Source organism: Methanosarcina barkeri str. Wiesmoor, assembly GCF_000969985.1.
In the GTDB taxonomy this organism is placed as follows: domain Archaea; phylum Halobacteriota; class Methanosarcinia; order Methanosarcinales; family Methanosarcinaceae; genus Methanosarcina; species Methanosarcina barkeri_B.
The window spans coordinates 1,947,484-1,964,103 of record NZ_CP009526.1; the positions used below are offsets into that span (position 1 = coordinate 1,947,484).

Genomic DNA, 16,620 nt, shown 5'->3' on the forward strand with positions numbered 1-16,620 from the left:
ATATAGGTTCTCATAATATATATCTATAGTTAACTACCAAAGCCAACTCAGGTTCTAAAATGGATGAAACAACTCAAGAAGAATACCAAAAAGCACTTGCTAAACAAGAAGCCGAGGAAACAGCAGAACCTATCGAAACTTCTACATTAGAAGAAACATCGACATCTAAAAAAACTGAAATTTCAACAACCGCGCAGCTGTCTGAAACTAAGAAAAATGAATTAATTAAAATAGTAAAAGACTATTATGGCTCTGATGAAGTAGAAGTTATATACATTTCACCAAAAGATCAGTCTTCAACTGGTTTGATAATGGTCACCTACTATCTTAAAAACGTCCCTGCTAAAAAGACCTTAGAAAATGATCTAACTGATATAGTTATAGTATCTAAACAAATTGCAGAAGAATCTGGCATTATAAACCCGAACGTAAATGTTGCTGCGATGTTAGAGGACGGAACCACGTCGTTAGGGGTAGGGAATTCATCAAATGGAAAAACTGATATCCACGTTGAAAATCTCAATGCTTAACATTGTTAGGCCTATTGGTTTAAAGACATGGAGAAGGTAATATCAAAGAGTATATCGAATATGGGATAACCTGCACAACTACAACTAACCCTGACAACCGTTTATGTAGATATTTTTTATAAGTCAAAAACAACTCAAGATTGCACAAAACCTTTTTTTGAGTAATACTCTATTCCAGCCACAAACCAAGGTTTAAATTCAAGGAGTTCTGGAATCGTGTTATTATGAGTGTTTCTTATTCCCCATTGATGGTGCTGTGTCCCAGCAATCCGGCCTAATTCTTGGTTTATTGCTCCGATTATGTGTTGCGCCTCTTATTGTACTTCTATATTATAATAGGTCACTCTACTATATATAATTATGTGACTCCATAACCAAAAAAATATATTAATTATATCACATGCACTAAAACAGTAACTTTTTCATTCGAATAAATTTCCCCTTCATGAACTAACTGAGATAAACGCCCTCTGCTTGTGATATTACATGTCCAAATTAGAGTATTTTCAGGAACTTCTATGAATGTTTCATTATCCTGGAACGTCCCTAATATCACAGTAGCTTTGAATTTTTCCCATCCCTTTTTATTTGTTTGAACATGTCCTCGCTCATCTGTTTCTGTATAGATAACGATATCTTCAGGACGTGTATAGATTTTTAATTTTGATGTTTGAGGCCAAACTTTTGATTTTGAATGTCTAGGCATTGCGATTACACACCTTTATATTCAAACCCTATGCAATCGAGATACAATAACGTATCGCTCTGAACACTAACGTATGGAATCCCTGATAACACTTTCTTTTCAAATCCAGAAGTTACGACATGATATCCGTTCCTAGTTTCTCTAACGTGGAATACCCTTGCAGTATAGCCTTTACTCTCAAAATTTAAATTTACAAAACTCATTATATCATCTCTACTCTTTTCTGATGTAATACCTTTCCGAAAGCTTCGCCTTTTGGAGTTGTGGCGGGCAAATCGTCTCCAGAAATAGAGTAAATCTTCGCGTAAGTTGCATGCATTAAAGCAATGTCCCTCATTGTGCCAGGAGTAGGTTTGTCTGCATATAAGACTTTGCAAAAACCCTCTAATCCTCTGTTAGACTTATGTATTCTTTCAAGTAGTGATACTCTCTTACCTCTCCTCATTTCTCTGAATCTGTGCCCCCTCATGTGGTCGGCTGCAAAGACCTTAGCAAAATATTTCCATTCATTTGGAACCCAATCTATTTTATCAATAATCTCCACGCTTCTTGTTTCATGGTCGTGGTGTGCTGGTAAAATTTCTGTCGGGGTTGTAGCTTTGCCTAAATCATGGGTGAGTGCCGCGAATAAGCAAACCGGATCATCGGTTAATTCTCGACAATCATCAAGCACTCTCATAGTATGCTCAAAAGCGTCTCCATCGCTATGATGAGCTTGTGGGATTCCTATCAATGAATATATTTCAGGAAATGTAATGTATAGAGCGTGCCCCAAATTTAAAATGTTAAAATATCTAGATGGTTTTGGAGATGAAAATACCTTTTTTAGTTCGGAAAATTTGTGGTCATCAGATATCAATTTAATTTCATGTACCAGATCTAACATATACATAATCAACGTTGGTGATGCTCTGAACGTGGGATATTCACACATAAATCTCGCCGCCCTAATAACTCTTACCGGGTCTTCTTTGAATGCGTCTGATGTTGGAGTTATTATCCCATTTATAAGATCCTCTGCCCCGTTGAACGGATCTACAATCATACCTGTAATTACGTCTATTGCAATTGAATTGATTGTCAGATCTCTTCTACAAAGATCTTCTTCAATTGTTACAGACGGATCTGAATTAATTTCAAATCCGTTATATCCTGCGCACACCTTTTTTTCAGTACGTGCCATAGCAAACTCACAATCGTCTACCACAAAAACAGGAAACTGGTTCCCCTGTTGGCGTGCATCTGGAAACAAGTCTTTAAACGTATCTACTGTCAATCCACATACACAAAAATCAACGTCATGGGGAGTTTGGCACATTAAAAAGCGGCGTACTGCTCCACCTACTATGTATAATGTACCACCTGCATCTTTTATTTTAAGTGCGTGTGGTCTGAATTTAGTTAATATTTTGTTCAATTTTTCGCTCCTTTGGAATGATACTCATTTAACTAATGTATATACACACATTACTATATGGAATTATGTGACTTTGATATTAAAATCTCTTTGAATTATTTTCACGGTATCTAAGACGTTTTTAGAGCGCCCTGTTTCCAAACATACAGCTATAACTAGGAAAATAGAACAGGAAGCCTGAGAATAAGCACGGTATTTGATTTGTGAGTTTAACTCGGAGAAAAAAGAAATGAGGGTTAATATTATTTTATGTGATTAAACATTGTCTTAATACTTGTTCCAGTGGTTACTCGGCAACAAAGAAAAGCAACGAATCCCCTTAGCATAAAAAACAACCTGTTGAGCAGATTCATCATATTTAACGTCATCAATTGGATAAATCACCATTTTAATAATAATATCATTGGGCTGCGAATATTTACGTATAAGAATCTCTCTAAAATGTTTATGAATATCAATCGAATTTAATTCCTTGTCTCCAAAATCATCTTTTATTTCTTCGTAAATTTCATCAGAAGCCAGAACCATAACCGTGTTGTCTTCAATTCTTGAAGCTTCTTCGAGTAACTCATCATCAATTCTCTTAACAGACCGTGTTATACACAGTTCTATAGCCTTTGAAATATTTAATGGCCGATCACTTATCTTATTATAAAGGATTATTTTTTCGTGCATCACTCTGGGTATCTCGCCCATAATTCGACTGTATCCTGCTTGCATTTGCCATTATGTAAGCACCCAATTATAGTTGCCTTAAGTTGTCTTAAATTGCCTTGATACAGATACTACATACTAACATATGAACTTCACTTATTTATGTATAATATTAACGTTATACTCAATTGTCATATTTTATCTAACATGTCTATTTTTTGCAGTTGAAACATCAATATCAAAAAATAACATAAAATCTGAAATTTCAATTGTAAATTAGAATCCTAATGTTACATGCAATTAGTAGGAAAAATAGTACAATTTGTAACACTTACCTTATATATCACCTTAATTTTTACCTTAATTTCCGGTGGAAATAAAAAATTTAGGTAAGCCTTTGAAAATGACAAATTAAACTGCGATTTTCAAGGAATTTTGTTTACTCGTCAAAGAAAAACGTCATCGGTTAAACGTGCCTATGTTTTTTGTTCACAAGTCATTCCAAAGACTATAGACAGGATTTTAAAAAACGACATCATGAGAATTGATTTTAAGACTCTGGTATTTTTGCCTTCGATGAGTGTATCTTCAACATAAAATATGAGTAAAATAATCATAGCCTTATAAAATTAGATAATAATTAGCCAGGTGTATTAATGCAGTTAAATGCGTTAACCATTATTTAGAATAGTTCTATAATATTAATACATTTCTCGAATATTTTGACTTTTGTCCGTTATCCATAGATTTACATGCCTTCTGAGATTTTTTGCAACGGAACCGATGTTTCTTTATTAATTGAGCCTATCCCAAAACTTATTTTATTCTAAATCATCATGAGTTTTCAGGATCATTTTAGTGATTAAGAATTCAATTGATCGTCCCAATACGAGATTCAAAAATCAAATTTTGAGTGTCGGGATAGGCTCATTATTAATCATGGATGAGAAAAATTGTTCTGTTCATCATCGATACCAATTCCTCCTATTTCATTACCACCTAAATTTTGTGTTAGCATCAAAAGTTGAGAATAACCATTGGCAATTGAATTTAAATCTAAATAACGCGTTGTGAGGATAGGAGTTCCGAGGTTGTACTCTTCGGTATCATTTGTAAGTAGTTTTATTCCAAGTTTTTCCCTTTGATCCATAAAGCGGGTTCCTGGGAATAACGTTAGCAATGAAGGGATTATCTTCTCCGCACCAATTTCATATAACCTTCTTATGAAATTGAACGTCTCCTGAAGTGTTTTTTCTGTTTCGTTAGGATGAGGGAAAACCATGCTTAAAACTGGACTAATCCCTGCTTCTCGAGACCATATAACGGCATTTTCTATTTGCTTTAAAGTAATTTTTTTGCCAAGCTGATCTAGTAGCTGTTGTGATCCTGACTCCATGCCAAATTGGATAGTTGTACAACCAGCACTCCTCATGTCTTGCAGTATTTCTGGAGTAACGGCATCAGCACGGGATTCGCAGGTCCACTTAAGATTTCGGGTAATTGATGGAGGAATTTTTATTTGGCGAAGCCCATCGCAGATATCCATCAAACGCTGTGTATCGTGAGTCATGGTATCATCAACAAAATAAAAAGATGTTATACGGAATTTATCTATGCACATTTGCACTTCTGCAATTACATTTTTTGCGCTACGTGCAATATATTTCCTTTCCATTACCACCGGACCAGCACAAAAACCGCAGTTTGAGGGGCAACCACGACTTGTAAGGATGGTACCTGGTATGTTATAAAGATGTAGAGGCATTAAGTGCCTAGCAGGAAATGGTAATGCATCTAAATTGATTATTCTTGCTCTTCTTGGCAGAGTTATTATCTCATCTTTAGAACGTACAGCTGTACCTTCAATGTTGAGTGGGAGCTTATTTTCTTTTGCTGCAGCACGGCACAACTCTAGAAAAGTAATTTCACCTTCGCCTCGGACTACAATATCTACAAAAGGATAATTTAATGCTTCGTGATAATTAACAGTTACATGTGGCCCACCAAGGCAGACTATACACGTTGGTAGAAAGTGTTTTACTGTTTTTGCAACTCGCAAGCCGTTTTTAAATGTCAATGTTGTGGTTGAAATTCCCACAACAATGGGAGAGAACGATTCGAGAATCTGCTGGAGTTCTCTAACATTAACATCTTCAACGTCCATATCTGAAATACGTACTTCAAAACCATCATTTAGCAAAAAAGATGCAATATAGCCAAGACCTAGAGGAGGAATTGCAGATGGCTTGGCTACGATACGGTTTTGTGGTCCTGGAGTTGGCGCCTGCAACAATAGAATATGATTTCGATCAATCATCTAATTGAACCTCCTCAAAAAGGGGACGTGAAAGCCATGCAGCTAAACCTATTTTTTCAAGCTGCATTATATAACTGATTGTGTCTTCAAGAACTTTACTTTCGTTAACTGGAGCATATTCCCTACATAATTGTTCTACCAACTCTAGAATTGTTCTGCTTCCATCCATTAGTTGCCAGATCCGCAAGGCTGTTTCCTCAAAGCATACAAGAAACTTATAACCACATACATATATTTCATCATCTTTATATATGTCTCCTAGCCAGCATTCATTTGTACGCCTAGGCACTTTTTTGAGGAAATTCTCATATTTCTGTGACAACAACATCTTAAAGCCTTCAAACTAGGAGTTTTTCAACTCTTTCCATCCGACTCATCATATCGCCAGTAGCCTTTTCATCAAGCCCTAATGTTTCTTTGATTAATTCCGGTTCTTTCTGCACCGTGAGAATAGCATTGTGAAGTGTCTCTCTTTCTACAGGGTTGTAAACATCTAGTAACTTTGCTCTAATTATTTCGTCGCTAGCAACACTTGGGCGAGCAGCCACTGCAACACAGACAACCACTACAACTACTGCAACTGCTGCATTTGCTCGTTCACCGCCATTACCTATATATTCAAAATCTTCCACAGCATTTATTTTGCCTAAAGCAGGTAATTTTCCGAGTTTAGGAAAATCAGATGTTACTCGTAGTAAATCTTCGTGCCCTGTCAGAATTCTATACAATGGCTCATTCCATTTATCTACTTTTGTTTTAATTTCTAAATTATGAGAATATTTATCAAGTTTTCCCATTAATATCATTCCCGCAACTAAATATATCTTCAAATAATTAATAGTCCATTCTATACTATGGTTAATACTTTTCCAAATAGTTTAAAACATCTTCAAATATATTTTTAAAATGATAGTTTTATGAAGAGATTAATTCAAATTGTTAACCATTTAACAGAACAGTTGAACATTATAACTTTTATCACATAAAAAAGTTTCTATTTTACAAAGTGAATATTTAATTAATATAATTTTTGGTCGTCCAGTGTTACATGGTTGATATTACCATGGTTAAATATTCAGTACGACAAATAATTGCGTTTTTATGCAAGGGATGAAAGTCAGCCACAGTTACACTGAGGTTCGTAACAAAAAGGATCTGAAAACTACTTTATGAGCATTTGAGAATAATATCAACCAGATAATAGAGGATGACCTAATTTTTACTAAAAATGATTCCGTTGCAAAAAATCTCAGAATAGGCATGTAAATCTATGGATAACGGACAAAAGTCAAAATAACAGTTGCTGGTTCGGTAAAGTAGCTGTCACGAATATTGTTAACTAATTATAGCGATCTCTTTATTTCTGTGTTTCATCAATAGAAGAACAGAGTACTTTAGCATTTCAATACTCTTCGTATAACATTTTGTCTTTCGTCTCAACCTTGCCAGAAAGTGCCTCAATATGCCATTAAATCCTTCAACTGTATACGTTTCGGCTTTGGATTGAATATGAATATTTTCTGGAAGAAACTCTGCATATGCTCTCCAGTGATCTGTCATCACTTCTCCAATCTCTTTCTGCTTTAATTTTTCCCATATTAGTTGTCCAGTTTCCGTTCCTCTGTTCCCAAAAGAGCAGTTGATGAATTTTTTCCCAACTCTATCAACAGCAATCCAGATCCAGCAATATTTTTTTTGTTACCGATGTAAGTGTGCATCTCATCCATTTCAACAATAGATATCTCATTTTCACTTTTTAGGTCCTCTAACTCCTGACCAAATTTCTTTATCCATTTTTGGACAGAAACATGACTTACCCCTAAAAATCGTCCTATTGAGCGAAATCCTAACCCTTCAAGATAGAGTTGCAAAGCCTGTCTCTTAACAGAAGGGGAGATAGAAGTTGATTTTACCTCTACGGTATAGTTATATCCACAATCATGGCATTTGTAGCGTTGACGTCCAAAAACTATACCATTCTTTTTGTGAGTGGAACTATTACATCTTGGGCAGTTCATATAGAAATATAGGTTCTCATAATATATAACTATAGTTAACTACCAAAGCCGCAGATTGAAAAGTCATGTTTCTCCGTAAAACTGCAGGTAATCTTCCATTGCCTTCTTCGCCTGAGCAGGATACTCTTTTTTCATATATTCAATGAATTCGTCCCTTGATTGAATTTCCTTTAGAACTTCAAGCATGTGGGCGGCAAATTTTCTTGATTCCACACTTCCTTTTCGAAGTTCAAAAGAAAGGCAGAGGGCCTCTTTAGGAAAATACTTTCTTCTAACCCAGGGAGAGACCGAACCAAGTAGTACTCCTTCTTTGAGGATGCTGTAAGCAGGCACTCCTATGAGTTCAAGCCTGTTCTTTCCGGCCAGTTTATCTATATTTTCACCGGAATAGGAGTGAAGCTCAATGTAAATTTCAGGCTTTAATTCTTCAATCGCCCTGATGATCTTTTTTCCAGTTTCGGGGTAGTAATGCGGGTTAAGGGTTGAAATGTACTTTCCGCAGTCTACAAGTGGAATCAGAGCCAGAGAACCAGTTTCAGGAGGTTTGATTCTCTTCAGGAGGCCAGTTGTGTCTTTCCATTCATCTCCATGAAGGCCTGCAACAAAGAGCCGAACCGGTTTCCCATGACCGTAAATTCTCATTCTGGCATCAGGATACGAATCTGATCGCATTTCTGTGCATTCGTGCTTGCCGAAAAAAGAATCCTCTGAGTTCTCTTTTCCGTTGGGGTTCCCTTTTCCTTTAGAATTCCCTATTGTTTCAGAACTCTTTATTGATTTACAATTCTCTGTTGCTTCAGAATTCTTTATTGATTTACAATTCTCTGTTGCTTCAGAATTCTTTATTGCTTCAGAATTCTCTATTCCGCCTGAATTCTCTATTCTGTCAGTATTCATCTGTTTTGAGGCCTCAAAACTCATTTTTTTCGGGCTGATCTTCTGTAAGCGATTCTTTCTCTTCGGGAAGGGGTTTTCTTGTGACCACATAAATTTCCTGTTTTTTGGGATTAATAACCTGCTGAATTTCAAGTCCAAGGTTCTCGATTTTACTCAGGATCGGTTTTGGGTTCTTCTTTTTCGGAATTTTGATAACCTGAAGCAGCTTTCCCCCAGGTTTCAGCAGAGGCAGCACTCTCGAAAGAGCCTTGATTGAGTCCTCAGGTTCGAGGGTCATATCCGAAAGAATCACATCCACGGGCTCGTCTGAGAGCAAATTCAGGGGTATGGTGAAGACATCTCCGAATATTACCTCAACATTTTCCTTTTCGTATGCAATTTTTCCAAGTTCGCTTCTGAAGTCCTTGCTGAACTCTATGCCTTTTATATGGCCTACAATTTCCGAGGCAAAAAGAAGAAAGCCGCCTGCACTGGAGCCAAGGTCAAGCACTTCATCTCCAGGCTTAAGAATCCCGCTTTCTTCCTGAATAAGCTTAAGTTTGAAATAGCCCTGAGGCTGATCCAGGCCCTCAGTAACCTCGATTATATCATCAGTAGACACGTCTCGGGAGGCCTTTGTTATCACCGCGCCGTTTACCTTAACATTTCCGGCAAGGATAGCCTTCTTGGCTCGACCCCTTGACTTGAAATGGCCCATATCTACAATGTACGCATCCAGTCTCATGGGGCATTGTATCGGCAGAGCCTGTATATATAGATAGTATAGATAGCACGTCGGTGAGTGTTGGAATATTCGATTCTGGGGAATCCTGGCAATTGTTCTAATTGTGAACTACGTCTCCCTTAATTCTTCGCCTTTCGGCTCAGTTTCGAGAGAGAAGCTTCCTGGTTCATTCCTTTCTCTTTTGAGAATAATTCCCAGGCCCTTCCCCGCGTTCTACAGGTGTCAAATAACTATAAGATAGTCGAACTTTGAAACTCTCTCGTGTTGAAAGGCTCCTTGGTACCGAGATCAGTGCTTCTTACCTGACTGATGATGTTTTAGGGCGAACTCTTGATGAAATATATAAAGCAGATTCTACTCACCTTTTCATGAAGCTTGCCCTGAAAATGCTGGAAATTGTTAACATCAGGACTCAACTTCTCCAATCTGAAACTACTAATTTTATATTTCATGGAGACTACAAATATATCGATGACGGGTCTACCATAGAAACCACATATGGTCATGCAAAAGACGGTAGAGATGGCCTGAAACGTTTTGGACTCGGAATGATAACGAATCACAGTATGGAATACCATTATTTGCAAAGGCCTACTCTGATAATATCAGACAAAGAAACCAATTGAAGCAATGAAAAAACTTCAAGAAATCATAACTTTCCCTGACGATGTTTATTACATAGCTGACAGTGCTTTGTACTCTGCCAATAACGTCAAATCAATGAGGCCTGTTCTCATAATTTTGAGCCTATCCCAAAAGACACTTTATTAGTAATCGTTGAAAATTTTTCAAAGTTGTTTTCGTGATCTTGAGCTTTATTGATTCTTCGAAATACAAAGCCTAAGAAGCAAATTTCAAGTTTTGGGATGAACTCTTTGATAATTATTCTCGGCTCCAGAGAGAAGGAACGGGGTTTTAGTTTCAGCCAGGCTCATCCGCTGAAAAAATACAGAGCTAGCAGAATTCCGGAAAGAGAGAAAGCAATAACCGTGGCTATTTTTTCCTCATCAAGCCCGGAAATGATTTTCTCAAAGAGTTTTCTCCATAACCTCAAATTCTTCTTCATCCAGAATTTTCCGGATCTTTTCATAGAACCTCATATCGGCTCAGTATTCGATCTCAACTACCTTTTTTCCTTTATCGGCAAGTTTAAGCAGGCAGATCTTTCAGTTTTTCTGATAAGCCTTTGTTTTCAGCAGACCTTTTTCCACCATTTTAGAAACCATGTTGCTGGCAGAGGGTTTGCTGACCTCCATGGCCTTTGCCAGTTCGGAGATCGTGGGATTGCCCAGGAAATTAATTTTTTTGAGATAGAGGAAGACATTGCAGGTGATATCATTGTATTCCTCTAAGAATTCACATTCTTTTAAATTTTTTAAAATAATGATGGTCCATTTTTTCAAGAAGCCTGGAAATTTCCGTTTTTGCTCCCCATAAGTGGAAAAAGGAGTATATAGTTGGGCTAACTAATATTAAAAATTTTCCTTCCGCTAAAAAATATAATTATAATATTCACCTCTGCATTCCAGGATAAGTCTTGCAGGAACAGACGACGGAACTCAGGTTTTAGACCTTCTACAGGCAAATGCGAACATAATGACGCCAATAAATATGAAAACCAGTCTGCTGTAGAGGAATTCAGCGGGCAGAATATAGGGTAGTGGACGGCAGAATATAGGGTAGTGGATTCTCCATGATCCCCAAATACCAGCACAGAGGCCACGAAAGGAAATTATTCCAAAAGTTGATTCCGGAACAACGCTTTTAACCGACACTATAAGTTCTGCATTTTCTATATCGCTGACGAATTAAGGGAAAATGTTAAGACGTAAACTAGCCCTTCCGACTCAGCCGTGGTTAATTCTTCTTTAAAAGTATCTCAAAGGCGGTGATATATGAGATCGAGAGCTATTTCAGCCAGAATTAAAGCCTTTGGAAATGTTGATGGTCATCTATAAATTAGGAAGCCCGTTAAATCTTTAGATTTAACGAGTAGTTCACTCTATTTCTCTTACCATGCTAAGAAACGCGATTTTTCTTGCCTCCTGTACCGGGATAAGATAGCCGTCGACCTCGTCAATTTTGGGATTTGAGGGGTCTACTCAATATTTTTTAATATAAGCTGCCCTTGCTTCCTCTATTATTGCTAACATTTCCTGCTCGCTCATTACAACGTCATAATCCACACCTTCTTTCGAACTCTCCGGTGACTCTCCTGTCTCGCTGACAATGACTCTTGAGTTACTTTGAAAAACCGTGCCGTCCAGATAATTCGGGAGTTCTCCTCTGGCAAATTTGAGGTCATTTTCCGTAATATCATATTTTTCATACAACTCCTGCAGTTCCTCATCCGTATAACTCACATGGCCAAAAAGGACCACATCAGCGGCTGCCTTTACCTGGCTTTCGTAAAATGTACCGAGAATTCCAAAAACACATACGAAAAATACGATTATTGCTGCCCAGGTTTTCTTCATAAAAGCTTCTCCACAGACAAGTGTAGAATACAGGAAATCGACGACTTTACAAAATAAGAAATAAATATTAAATCATATAACTTTTCTGTGAAAAAACTAATGTGTAAATATTATAAAATATACTAATATAAAATTTAACTTTTTTCATTTAGTTTGATACTATGAAGAAAAAAAGACAAATAGATCTAATATTTAAAAAGTGCGGAATCGGGATAAAGTATGCAGAGGAAAAAGAGAACCGAAAAATAAATAACAGAGCATGGCAGGTGATTTGAAACGTGAAATCAGGAATGGCTGCGCTGGTTATTGCGCTATTGCTGGCTGTTGCCTTCTTTGCGCCTGCTGAGGGCATACAAAAAGTTGCAGATCAAGGGGAAAGGGAAGAGGAAGGGGAAGAAAACGCAAGTGCGACCTGGTTTGATGAAGGCGACCCCTGGTTCGAAGAAGGTGACGAATTAAACCGGCTCAGCAACGATGAAATTCACGCCCTTGCCGAACAGAACGAGACGGTAAGGAAAATGCTCGAAGAAGACCAGAAACTTGAGCCCGTCCGGATTGAAAGTCTTGAGGATCTGGAACACCTTCCTGAAAACTATCCTGAAGAAATGAAAAGACTGGAGATTGAAGATTATCTCGGGAGACAGAATCTATCGGAACAAGCAACAAATAATTTTGGTAATGTCTTGGAACCAAAGATTGAAGGAAACGAATCAACAAAGATTGAAGGAAACGAATCAATAAAGATTGAAGGAAACGAATCAATAAAGAGGGGCCTATAAGCAGGCTGACTAGATTGCTGAAATGAAAAAATAAGGAAAAGACTAATGTTAAAGGATTATTTTCTACCAGTTTATCTTTCAAACCTGACAATTTTCTGTCATCAGTTCCGTATTGCAATACATCAGTGTTGCTTATCATTTCTTCATTCCTCCTTCAGGTCAGATCCTGTACACTTCAATTGCGTTCATATCAGTCCCCCTTCCTTATTATTTCCCCCAGGCTTTCTTCTTTCGGATCCCGTAAACAAGAAACGCAATGCCAACAAGAAGGGCTAGAGGTACGAAGAAAAAAAAGATCATAATAGATAGAAAACCAAGTAAACTCCAGGCACAGGTATAAGGATCGATGGCTTTAAGCGAGAGCAAAAGGACACCTGACAAAGCTATCAGCCAGGAACCAAGTACAAGGGACTTATTACTGCGATTTCTAAGGAGTAATGCTAGCAGAAGAATCATTCCGACAATAGCAATCGGGGGGAAATAAAAAGTAGCAGAGCTCTCGAGCCCCCTGGTAAAGAGCAAACCTTCTTCGCCGTGTTCAAAGGAGTACAATATACCTTCAGTTGAAACCAGGTATAGTTTGTCTTTGTAGACCGTTGGGTCCGATACTGAGGTACCTCTTATTCGGCTACTGGCCCATACAGGTTTTCCTGTATCGGAATTAAACACTCTTATGTTATATGGGCCTGTTGAATATACATATTTGTCAGTTATCATGGACGACGCAACCGGAAGTTCGGGATATGGGAGTTCTTTTAAGACTTCTCCGGTGCTTGCATTTAACAGGAAAGATTTGCCGGTATTAACGAGCATTTTATCATTTTTTACTTCAATAATATCCGCCCACTCACCAGCATTTGTTTTCCAAACCTCTTCGCCAGACTCAACGGACAACGCGAGAATAGTTCCATTATTCTCAATATAAATCAGGTCTTTGTAAAGGAAGGGGCTGTAAGAGTATGTGCTTAAGTTTGGGTATCTCCATATCTCTTTTCCTGTATTTGCATCCAGGGAAACTAAACCCTCTTCTACTTCAGGCTCATCAGTCTCTGGTTCTGGCTCATCAGGATCTATTTCGACGGGTTCGGTATAGATGGAATGAATGGCAGAATATCTGGACACAAAAGTATTTCCATTCATCAGAGGACCTGACATTTGGTAATAATTGCTTCCACCAGTTTCAAAGGATGTAATATTGAATTCGTATTTCCATTTCAAAATGCCAGTTTCAGTATCAATAGCAGCCACATACCTGTCGTAAGGCGTGCTGACAAATAATGTATCTCCAAAAATGAGGGGATTATCCCACTCGATATCAGAATACTCCTTACTCCATAACGGTTTACCGGTCTTTGCATCCAGTGCCTCAACTTTTGAAGAGTGCAACGCAAACAGAACTCCATTCTTATACGCCAGACTGGCACTCCATTCCTTACTCCATAGTGTTTCACCTGTTTCTGCATCAACTGCTATAAGACCCTCCTCAAGATCTCCACTAAGGTAGAGAACCCCGTCCTTAACAAGTGTTTTCACAGCTGGCTTCTCACAAACATATTTCCAGGGCAATTTATAAGTCCAGGCAACTTTTAAAGGTGGCTCAAGTGTTACAGGTTCAGCTTCGCTTAGATGGAATGAAACGTCATAAAACTCAAAGTCATCGTAGTTACTGCCATTAGCATCACTTCCGGCACTGATTTTCAGGGTATTGTTTCCTAGATTGAAAAGAGAGGGATGAACCGGAATTGTAATATTCACTGCAACAGAATCCGGAGTTTCTGCCGGAACATAGTCATTAAGGGAACCTATTTCTATCTCATTGAGATAGACTTTATCTGAAAATTCATCCGTCGGGCCAGGAACAATACTTCTGACCGTCAATGTGAGTTTTGCACTTTCGATATTCACTGAAGGGTCCAGGGCAAAATTTGCTGTGTAAACCAGTCCTTCAGGATCGTCTGGATTCAATTCTTCTTTAAAATCGTCACCAAAATGATGGTGTCCGGTATCGAGAACGATTTCAGCCGCCGAAACATTTGAAATGGAAGCAGCTAAAGCTAGAATAGAAGCAAACAATAACAGTACTATGCACAACAATCTTTTCATTATGCTTCTCCGAATTATGTACTCTTTTTATTCATCCAGTAAACTCCAAAGATCTCAATTCTCCTCAAGGATGCTTCATCTTCCTGATCCCATACCTAAGAAAAGCAATGCCGATTAAAAAGATTACAAACATAAACAAGAAGACAAAAGCAGACATGAATCCGAATACAAACTCTACGGTATAAGGTTCTAAGGCTTTAAGAGATAGAAAAATAACCCCTGTTAGAGCTATTAGCCAGGAACCAAAGACAAGGGCCCTGTTTTTTACTTTGATCAGAAGTATGACCAGTAGAATTAACATTGCAGCAATGGCAATTTGAGGAAAATAATATAATGCAGAACTCTCCAGGCCCTTTGTAACGAACATACCTTCTTCCCCATGCTCAAATGCATACAGCGTCCCCTCTGATGAAATCAGGTATAATTTGCCTTTGTGAAGTATGGGCTTCGACACATCATATCCTTTTATTTTGCTGCTGCTCCATATGAGTTCTCCGGTACTGGAATTAAAAACATGTATATTGTTCCGGTCCGTGGAATATACGAATTTATCGCTGATAACAGCTGAGGAAAAACTTACTTTTGAACCGGGATACTCATTCAAGATTTTGCCAGTTTCTGCCTGTAAGATGCCAGGACTTGAAAAATCAACAAATAATTTGCCATTTATTGCTTCAACAACATTTGACCATTTGCCGTTGTTTGTTTTCCAGACTTCTTCTCCGGATTCAACAGACAATGCGAGAATATTTCTCTCGCTCAGAGTAGTATAAACCAGGTCTCTGTAAAGGAAAGGTTCGAAATATAAAACCTCGGCTGGATATACATATTCCCAGATCACCTTTCCCGTATGCGCGTTGAGCGCAATTAAACCCTCTTTTACTATGGGTTTTTCCAGTTCCGGCTCTAACTCTGGATCTTCAGGTATTGCGATGGGTTCAGTATAGATGGAATGAGATGCATAGTATCTGAATACCACGAAATTTCCATTCACCACAGGCCCTGACAACCTGTAATAGCTGCTCCCTTCAGTTCCAAAGTCGGTTCTGTTGAATTCATATTCCCATTTAAAAGCTCCGTTTTCCGCATCAATAGCAGCCACATATCTGTCGTCAGGTGTGCTGATAAACAACGTATTTCCAAAAATAACGGGATTTCCCCACGTGACACTCCGATATTCTTTACTCCACAACAGTTTTCCGGTTTTTGCGTTCAATGCATCAATATTTGAAGAGTATACGGCAAACAAAACTCCATCCTTATACTCTAGGCTAATACCCTGTTCATCACTCCATTCCTTATTCCAGAGTAAGACACCTGTTTCCGCATCCACTGCTATAATAACAGTCTTTCCAAAATCCTCTCTGGCAAGGTAGATGACCCCATCCGCAGCAAGTGTTACCTCTGGAGGTATCTCATACCCAAGCTCCCAGGGTAGTTCATAAGTCCAGGCAACTTTTAAAGGTGGCTCAAGTGTTACAGGTTCAGTTTCACTTAGATGGAATGAAACGTCATAAAACTCAAAGTCATCGTAGTTACTGCCAGTAGCATCACTTCCGGCGCTGATTTTCAGGGTATTATTTCCTGGATTGAAAAGAGAAGGATGAAACGGAATTGTAATATTTACTGCAACATAATTCGGAGTTTCTGCCGGAACATAATCATTAAGGGACCCTATTTTTACCTCATTGAGATATACGTTATCTGAATATTCATCTGTTGGTCCCGGAACAATACTTCTGCCTGTCAATGTGAGTTCTGCACTTTCTATACCCACCGAAGGGTTCAGGGTAAAATTTGCTGTGTAAACCAGCCCTTCAGGATCAACCGGGTTCAATTCTTCTTTAAAATCGTCACCAAGATGATGATGTTCAGTATCGAGAACTATTTCGGCCGCCGAAACGTTTGAAACGGGAATAACTGAAATAACAAGTAATAATAACGCGAGAATGAATGAATTCGTTATCGCAGGACGCATATACCTCAACCCATACCGAA

At 38.1% G+C, this 16,620-nt stretch carries 16 protein-coding genes and 1 pseudogene; 3 read left to right on the forward strand and 14 right to left on the reverse strand.

Annotation, left to right across the window (positions count from 1 at the left end):
• The first annotated feature begins 59 nt into the window (after nt 1-59).
• Complete coding sequence (locus MSBRW_RS08325) at nt 60-530, forward strand: hypothetical protein (protein ID WP_011308092.1); 471 nt, start codon at nt 60-62, stop codon at nt 528-530.
• Nucleotides 531-921: 391 nt separating this feature from the next.
• On the opposite strand, the gene MSBRW_RS08330 is transcribed toward MSBRW_RS08325, so the two are convergent.
• The 9 genes from MSBRW_RS08330 to MSBRW_RS08380 form a co-directional block, all read right to left on the reverse strand.
• Nucleotides 922-1,236: a hypothetical protein gene (locus MSBRW_RS08330; RefSeq protein ID WP_048102984.1), complete on the reverse strand. Its 315-nt coding sequence runs from the start codon at nt 1,234-1,236 to the stop codon at nt 922-924.
• A gap of 202 nt (nt 1,237-1,438) precedes the next feature.
• Nucleotides 1,439-2,653 (reverse strand): HD domain-containing protein, encoded by a 1,215-nt coding sequence (locus tag MSBRW_RS08340; protein ID WP_011308091.1) that lies wholly within the window; start codon nt 2,651-2,653, stop codon nt 1,439-1,441.
• Nucleotides 2,654-2,920: 267 nt separating this feature from the next.
• Entirely contained in the window at nt 2,921-3,349 is a 429-nt protein-coding gene (locus MSBRW_RS08345; RefSeq protein ID WP_011308090.1) for a hypothetical protein, read from the reverse strand.
• A gap of 895 nt (nt 3,350-4,244) precedes the next feature.
• Complete coding sequence (locus MSBRW_RS08350; protein ID WP_011308089.1) at nt 4,245-5,624, reverse strand: B12-binding domain-containing radical SAM protein; 1,380 nt, start codon at nt 5,622-5,624, stop codon at nt 4,245-4,247.
• Nucleotides 5,617-5,952 carry a PqqD family protein gene (locus MSBRW_RS08355; RefSeq protein ID WP_011308088.1) on the reverse strand — a complete coding sequence of 112 codons (336 nt, stop codon included), beginning with the start codon at nt 5,950-5,952 and terminating at the stop codon, nt 5,617-5,619. Before MSBRW_RS08355 ends, MSBRW_RS08350 begins: the two co-directional genes overlap by 8 nt.
• Nucleotides 5,953-5,962: 10 nt before the next feature.
• The gene (locus MSBRW_RS08360; RefSeq protein ID WP_011308087.1) at nt 5,963-6,421 is read right to left on the reverse strand and encodes a hypothetical protein; all 459 of its coding nucleotides are present in this window, start codon (nt 6,419-6,421) and stop codon (nt 5,963-5,965) included.
• 538 nt (nt 6,422-6,959) lie between these two features.
• A protein-coding gene (locus MSBRW_RS21030; protein WP_394298281.1) for an IS1 family transposase occupies nt 6,960-7,642 on the reverse strand; the annotation gives its coding sequence in 2 pieces (ribosomal slippage) (nt 6,960-7,319 and nt 7,322-7,642; 681 coding nt in all).
• A 63-nt stretch (nt 7,643-7,705) separates the two neighbouring features.
• On the reverse strand, nt 7,706-8,539 hold the full coding sequence (locus tag MSBRW_RS08375) for a DUF2119 domain-containing protein (RefSeq protein ID WP_329957347.1): 834 nt from the start codon (nt 8,537-8,539) through the stop codon (nt 7,706-7,708).
• Between the two features lie 13 nt (nt 8,540-8,552).
• Nucleotides 8,553-9,263 carry a S4 domain-containing protein gene (locus tag MSBRW_RS08380; protein ID WP_011308083.1) on the reverse strand — a complete coding sequence of 237 codons (711 nt, stop codon included), beginning with the start codon at nt 9,261-9,263 and terminating at the stop codon, nt 8,553-8,555.
• Nucleotides 9,264-9,526: 263 nt separating this feature from the next.
• Here MSBRW_RS08380 and MSBRW_RS08385 point away from each other — a divergent pair.
• Nucleotides 9,527-9,986, forward strand: a pseudogene (locus MSBRW_RS08385) (IS1634 family transposase); the annotation flags it as partial.
• A 208-nt stretch (nt 9,987-10,194) separates the two neighbouring features.
• Here MSBRW_RS08385 and MSBRW_RS23845 read toward each other — a convergent pair.
• The 3 genes from MSBRW_RS23845 to MSBRW_RS08395 all read right to left on the reverse strand — a co-directional run bounded on the left by MSBRW_RS23845 (nt 10,195) and on the right by MSBRW_RS08395 (nt 11,740).
• On the reverse strand, nt 10,195-10,329 hold the full coding sequence (locus MSBRW_RS23845) for a hypothetical protein (protein WP_268990295.1): 135 nt from the start codon (nt 10,327-10,329) through the stop codon (nt 10,195-10,197).
• Between the two features lie 100 nt (nt 10,330-10,429).
• Nucleotides 10,430-10,666, reverse strand: a complete 237-nt coding sequence (locus MSBRW_RS23335) for a MarR family transcriptional regulator (protein ID WP_230670026.1) — start codon at nt 10,664-10,666, stop codon at nt 10,430-10,432.
• 699 nt (nt 10,667-11,365) lie between these two features.
• Nucleotides 11,366-11,740 carry a hypothetical protein gene (locus MSBRW_RS08395; protein ID WP_011308082.1) on the reverse strand — a complete coding sequence of 125 codons (375 nt, stop codon included), beginning with the start codon at nt 11,738-11,740 and terminating at the stop codon, nt 11,366-11,368.
• A 278-nt stretch (nt 11,741-12,018) separates the two neighbouring features.
• Between MSBRW_RS08395 and MSBRW_RS08400 the strand changes: the two genes are divergently transcribed.
• A complete protein-coding gene (locus MSBRW_RS08400) occupies nt 12,019-12,519 on the forward strand; it encodes a hypothetical protein (RefSeq protein ID WP_155398165.1) in 501 nt (166 codons plus the stop codon).
• Nucleotides 12,520-12,726: 207 nt separating this feature from the next.
• Here MSBRW_RS08400 and MSBRW_RS08405 read toward each other — a convergent pair whose 3' ends face one another.
• Both MSBRW_RS08405 and MSBRW_RS08410 read right to left on the reverse strand, forming a co-directional pair.
• Nucleotides 12,727-14,622, reverse strand: coding sequence for a PQQ-like beta-propeller repeat protein (locus tag MSBRW_RS08405; protein WP_011308080.1), 1,896 nt, complete (start codon nt 14,620-14,622; stop codon nt 12,727-12,729).
• A 64-nt stretch (nt 14,623-14,686) separates the two neighbouring features.
• Nucleotides 14,687-16,600, reverse strand: a complete 1,914-nt coding sequence (locus MSBRW_RS08410) for an outer membrane protein assembly factor BamB family protein (protein WP_011308079.1) — start codon at nt 16,598-16,600, stop codon at nt 14,687-14,689.
• Nucleotides 16,601-16,620 lie beyond the last annotated feature (20 nt).

Coding starts and splice junctions, on each gene's coding strand:
- MSBRW_RS08325 (WP_011308092.1), top strand. CDS start 60: ATGGATGAAACAACTCAAGAAGAATACCAAAAAGCACTTGCTAAACAA.
- MSBRW_RS08405 (WP_011308080.1), bottom strand. CDS start 14,622: ATGAAAAGATTGTTGTGCATAGTACTGTTATTGTTTGCTTCTATTCTA.
- MSBRW_RS08355 (WP_011308088.1), bottom strand. CDS start 5,952: ATGTTGTTGTCACAGAAATATGAGAATTTCCTCAAAAAAGTGCCTAGG.
- MSBRW_RS08350 (WP_011308089.1), bottom strand. CDS start 5,624: ATGATTGATCGAAATCATATTCTATTGTTGCAGGCGCCAACTCCAGGA.
- MSBRW_RS08345 (WP_011308090.1), bottom strand. CDS start 3,349: ATGGGCGAGATACCCAGAGTGATGCACGAAAAAATAATCCTTTATAAT.
- MSBRW_RS08395 (WP_011308082.1), bottom strand. CDS start 11,740: ATGAAGAAAACCTGGGCAGCAATAATCGTATTTTTCGTATGTGTTTTT.
- MSBRW_RS08410 (WP_011308079.1), bottom strand. CDS start 16,600: ATGCGTCCTGCGATAACGAATTCATTCATTCTCGCGTTATTATTACTT.
- MSBRW_RS08360 (WP_011308087.1), bottom strand. CDS start 6,421: ATGGGAAAACTTGATAAATATTCTCATAATTTAGAAATTAAAACAAAA.
- MSBRW_RS23845 (WP_268990295.1), bottom strand. CDS start 10,329: ATGAAGAAGAATTTGAGGTTATGGAGAAAACTCTTTGAGAAAATCATT.
- MSBRW_RS08375 (WP_329957347.1), bottom strand. CDS start 8,539: ATGAATACTGACAGAATAGAGAATTCAGGCGGAATAGAGAATTCTGAA.
- MSBRW_RS08330 (WP_048102984.1), bottom strand. CDS start 1,236: ATGCCTAGACATTCAAAATCAAAAGTTTGGCCTCAAACATCAAAATTA.
- MSBRW_RS08380 (WP_011308083.1), bottom strand. CDS start 9,263: ATGAGACTGGATGCGTACATTGTAGATATGGGCCATTTCAAGTCAAGG.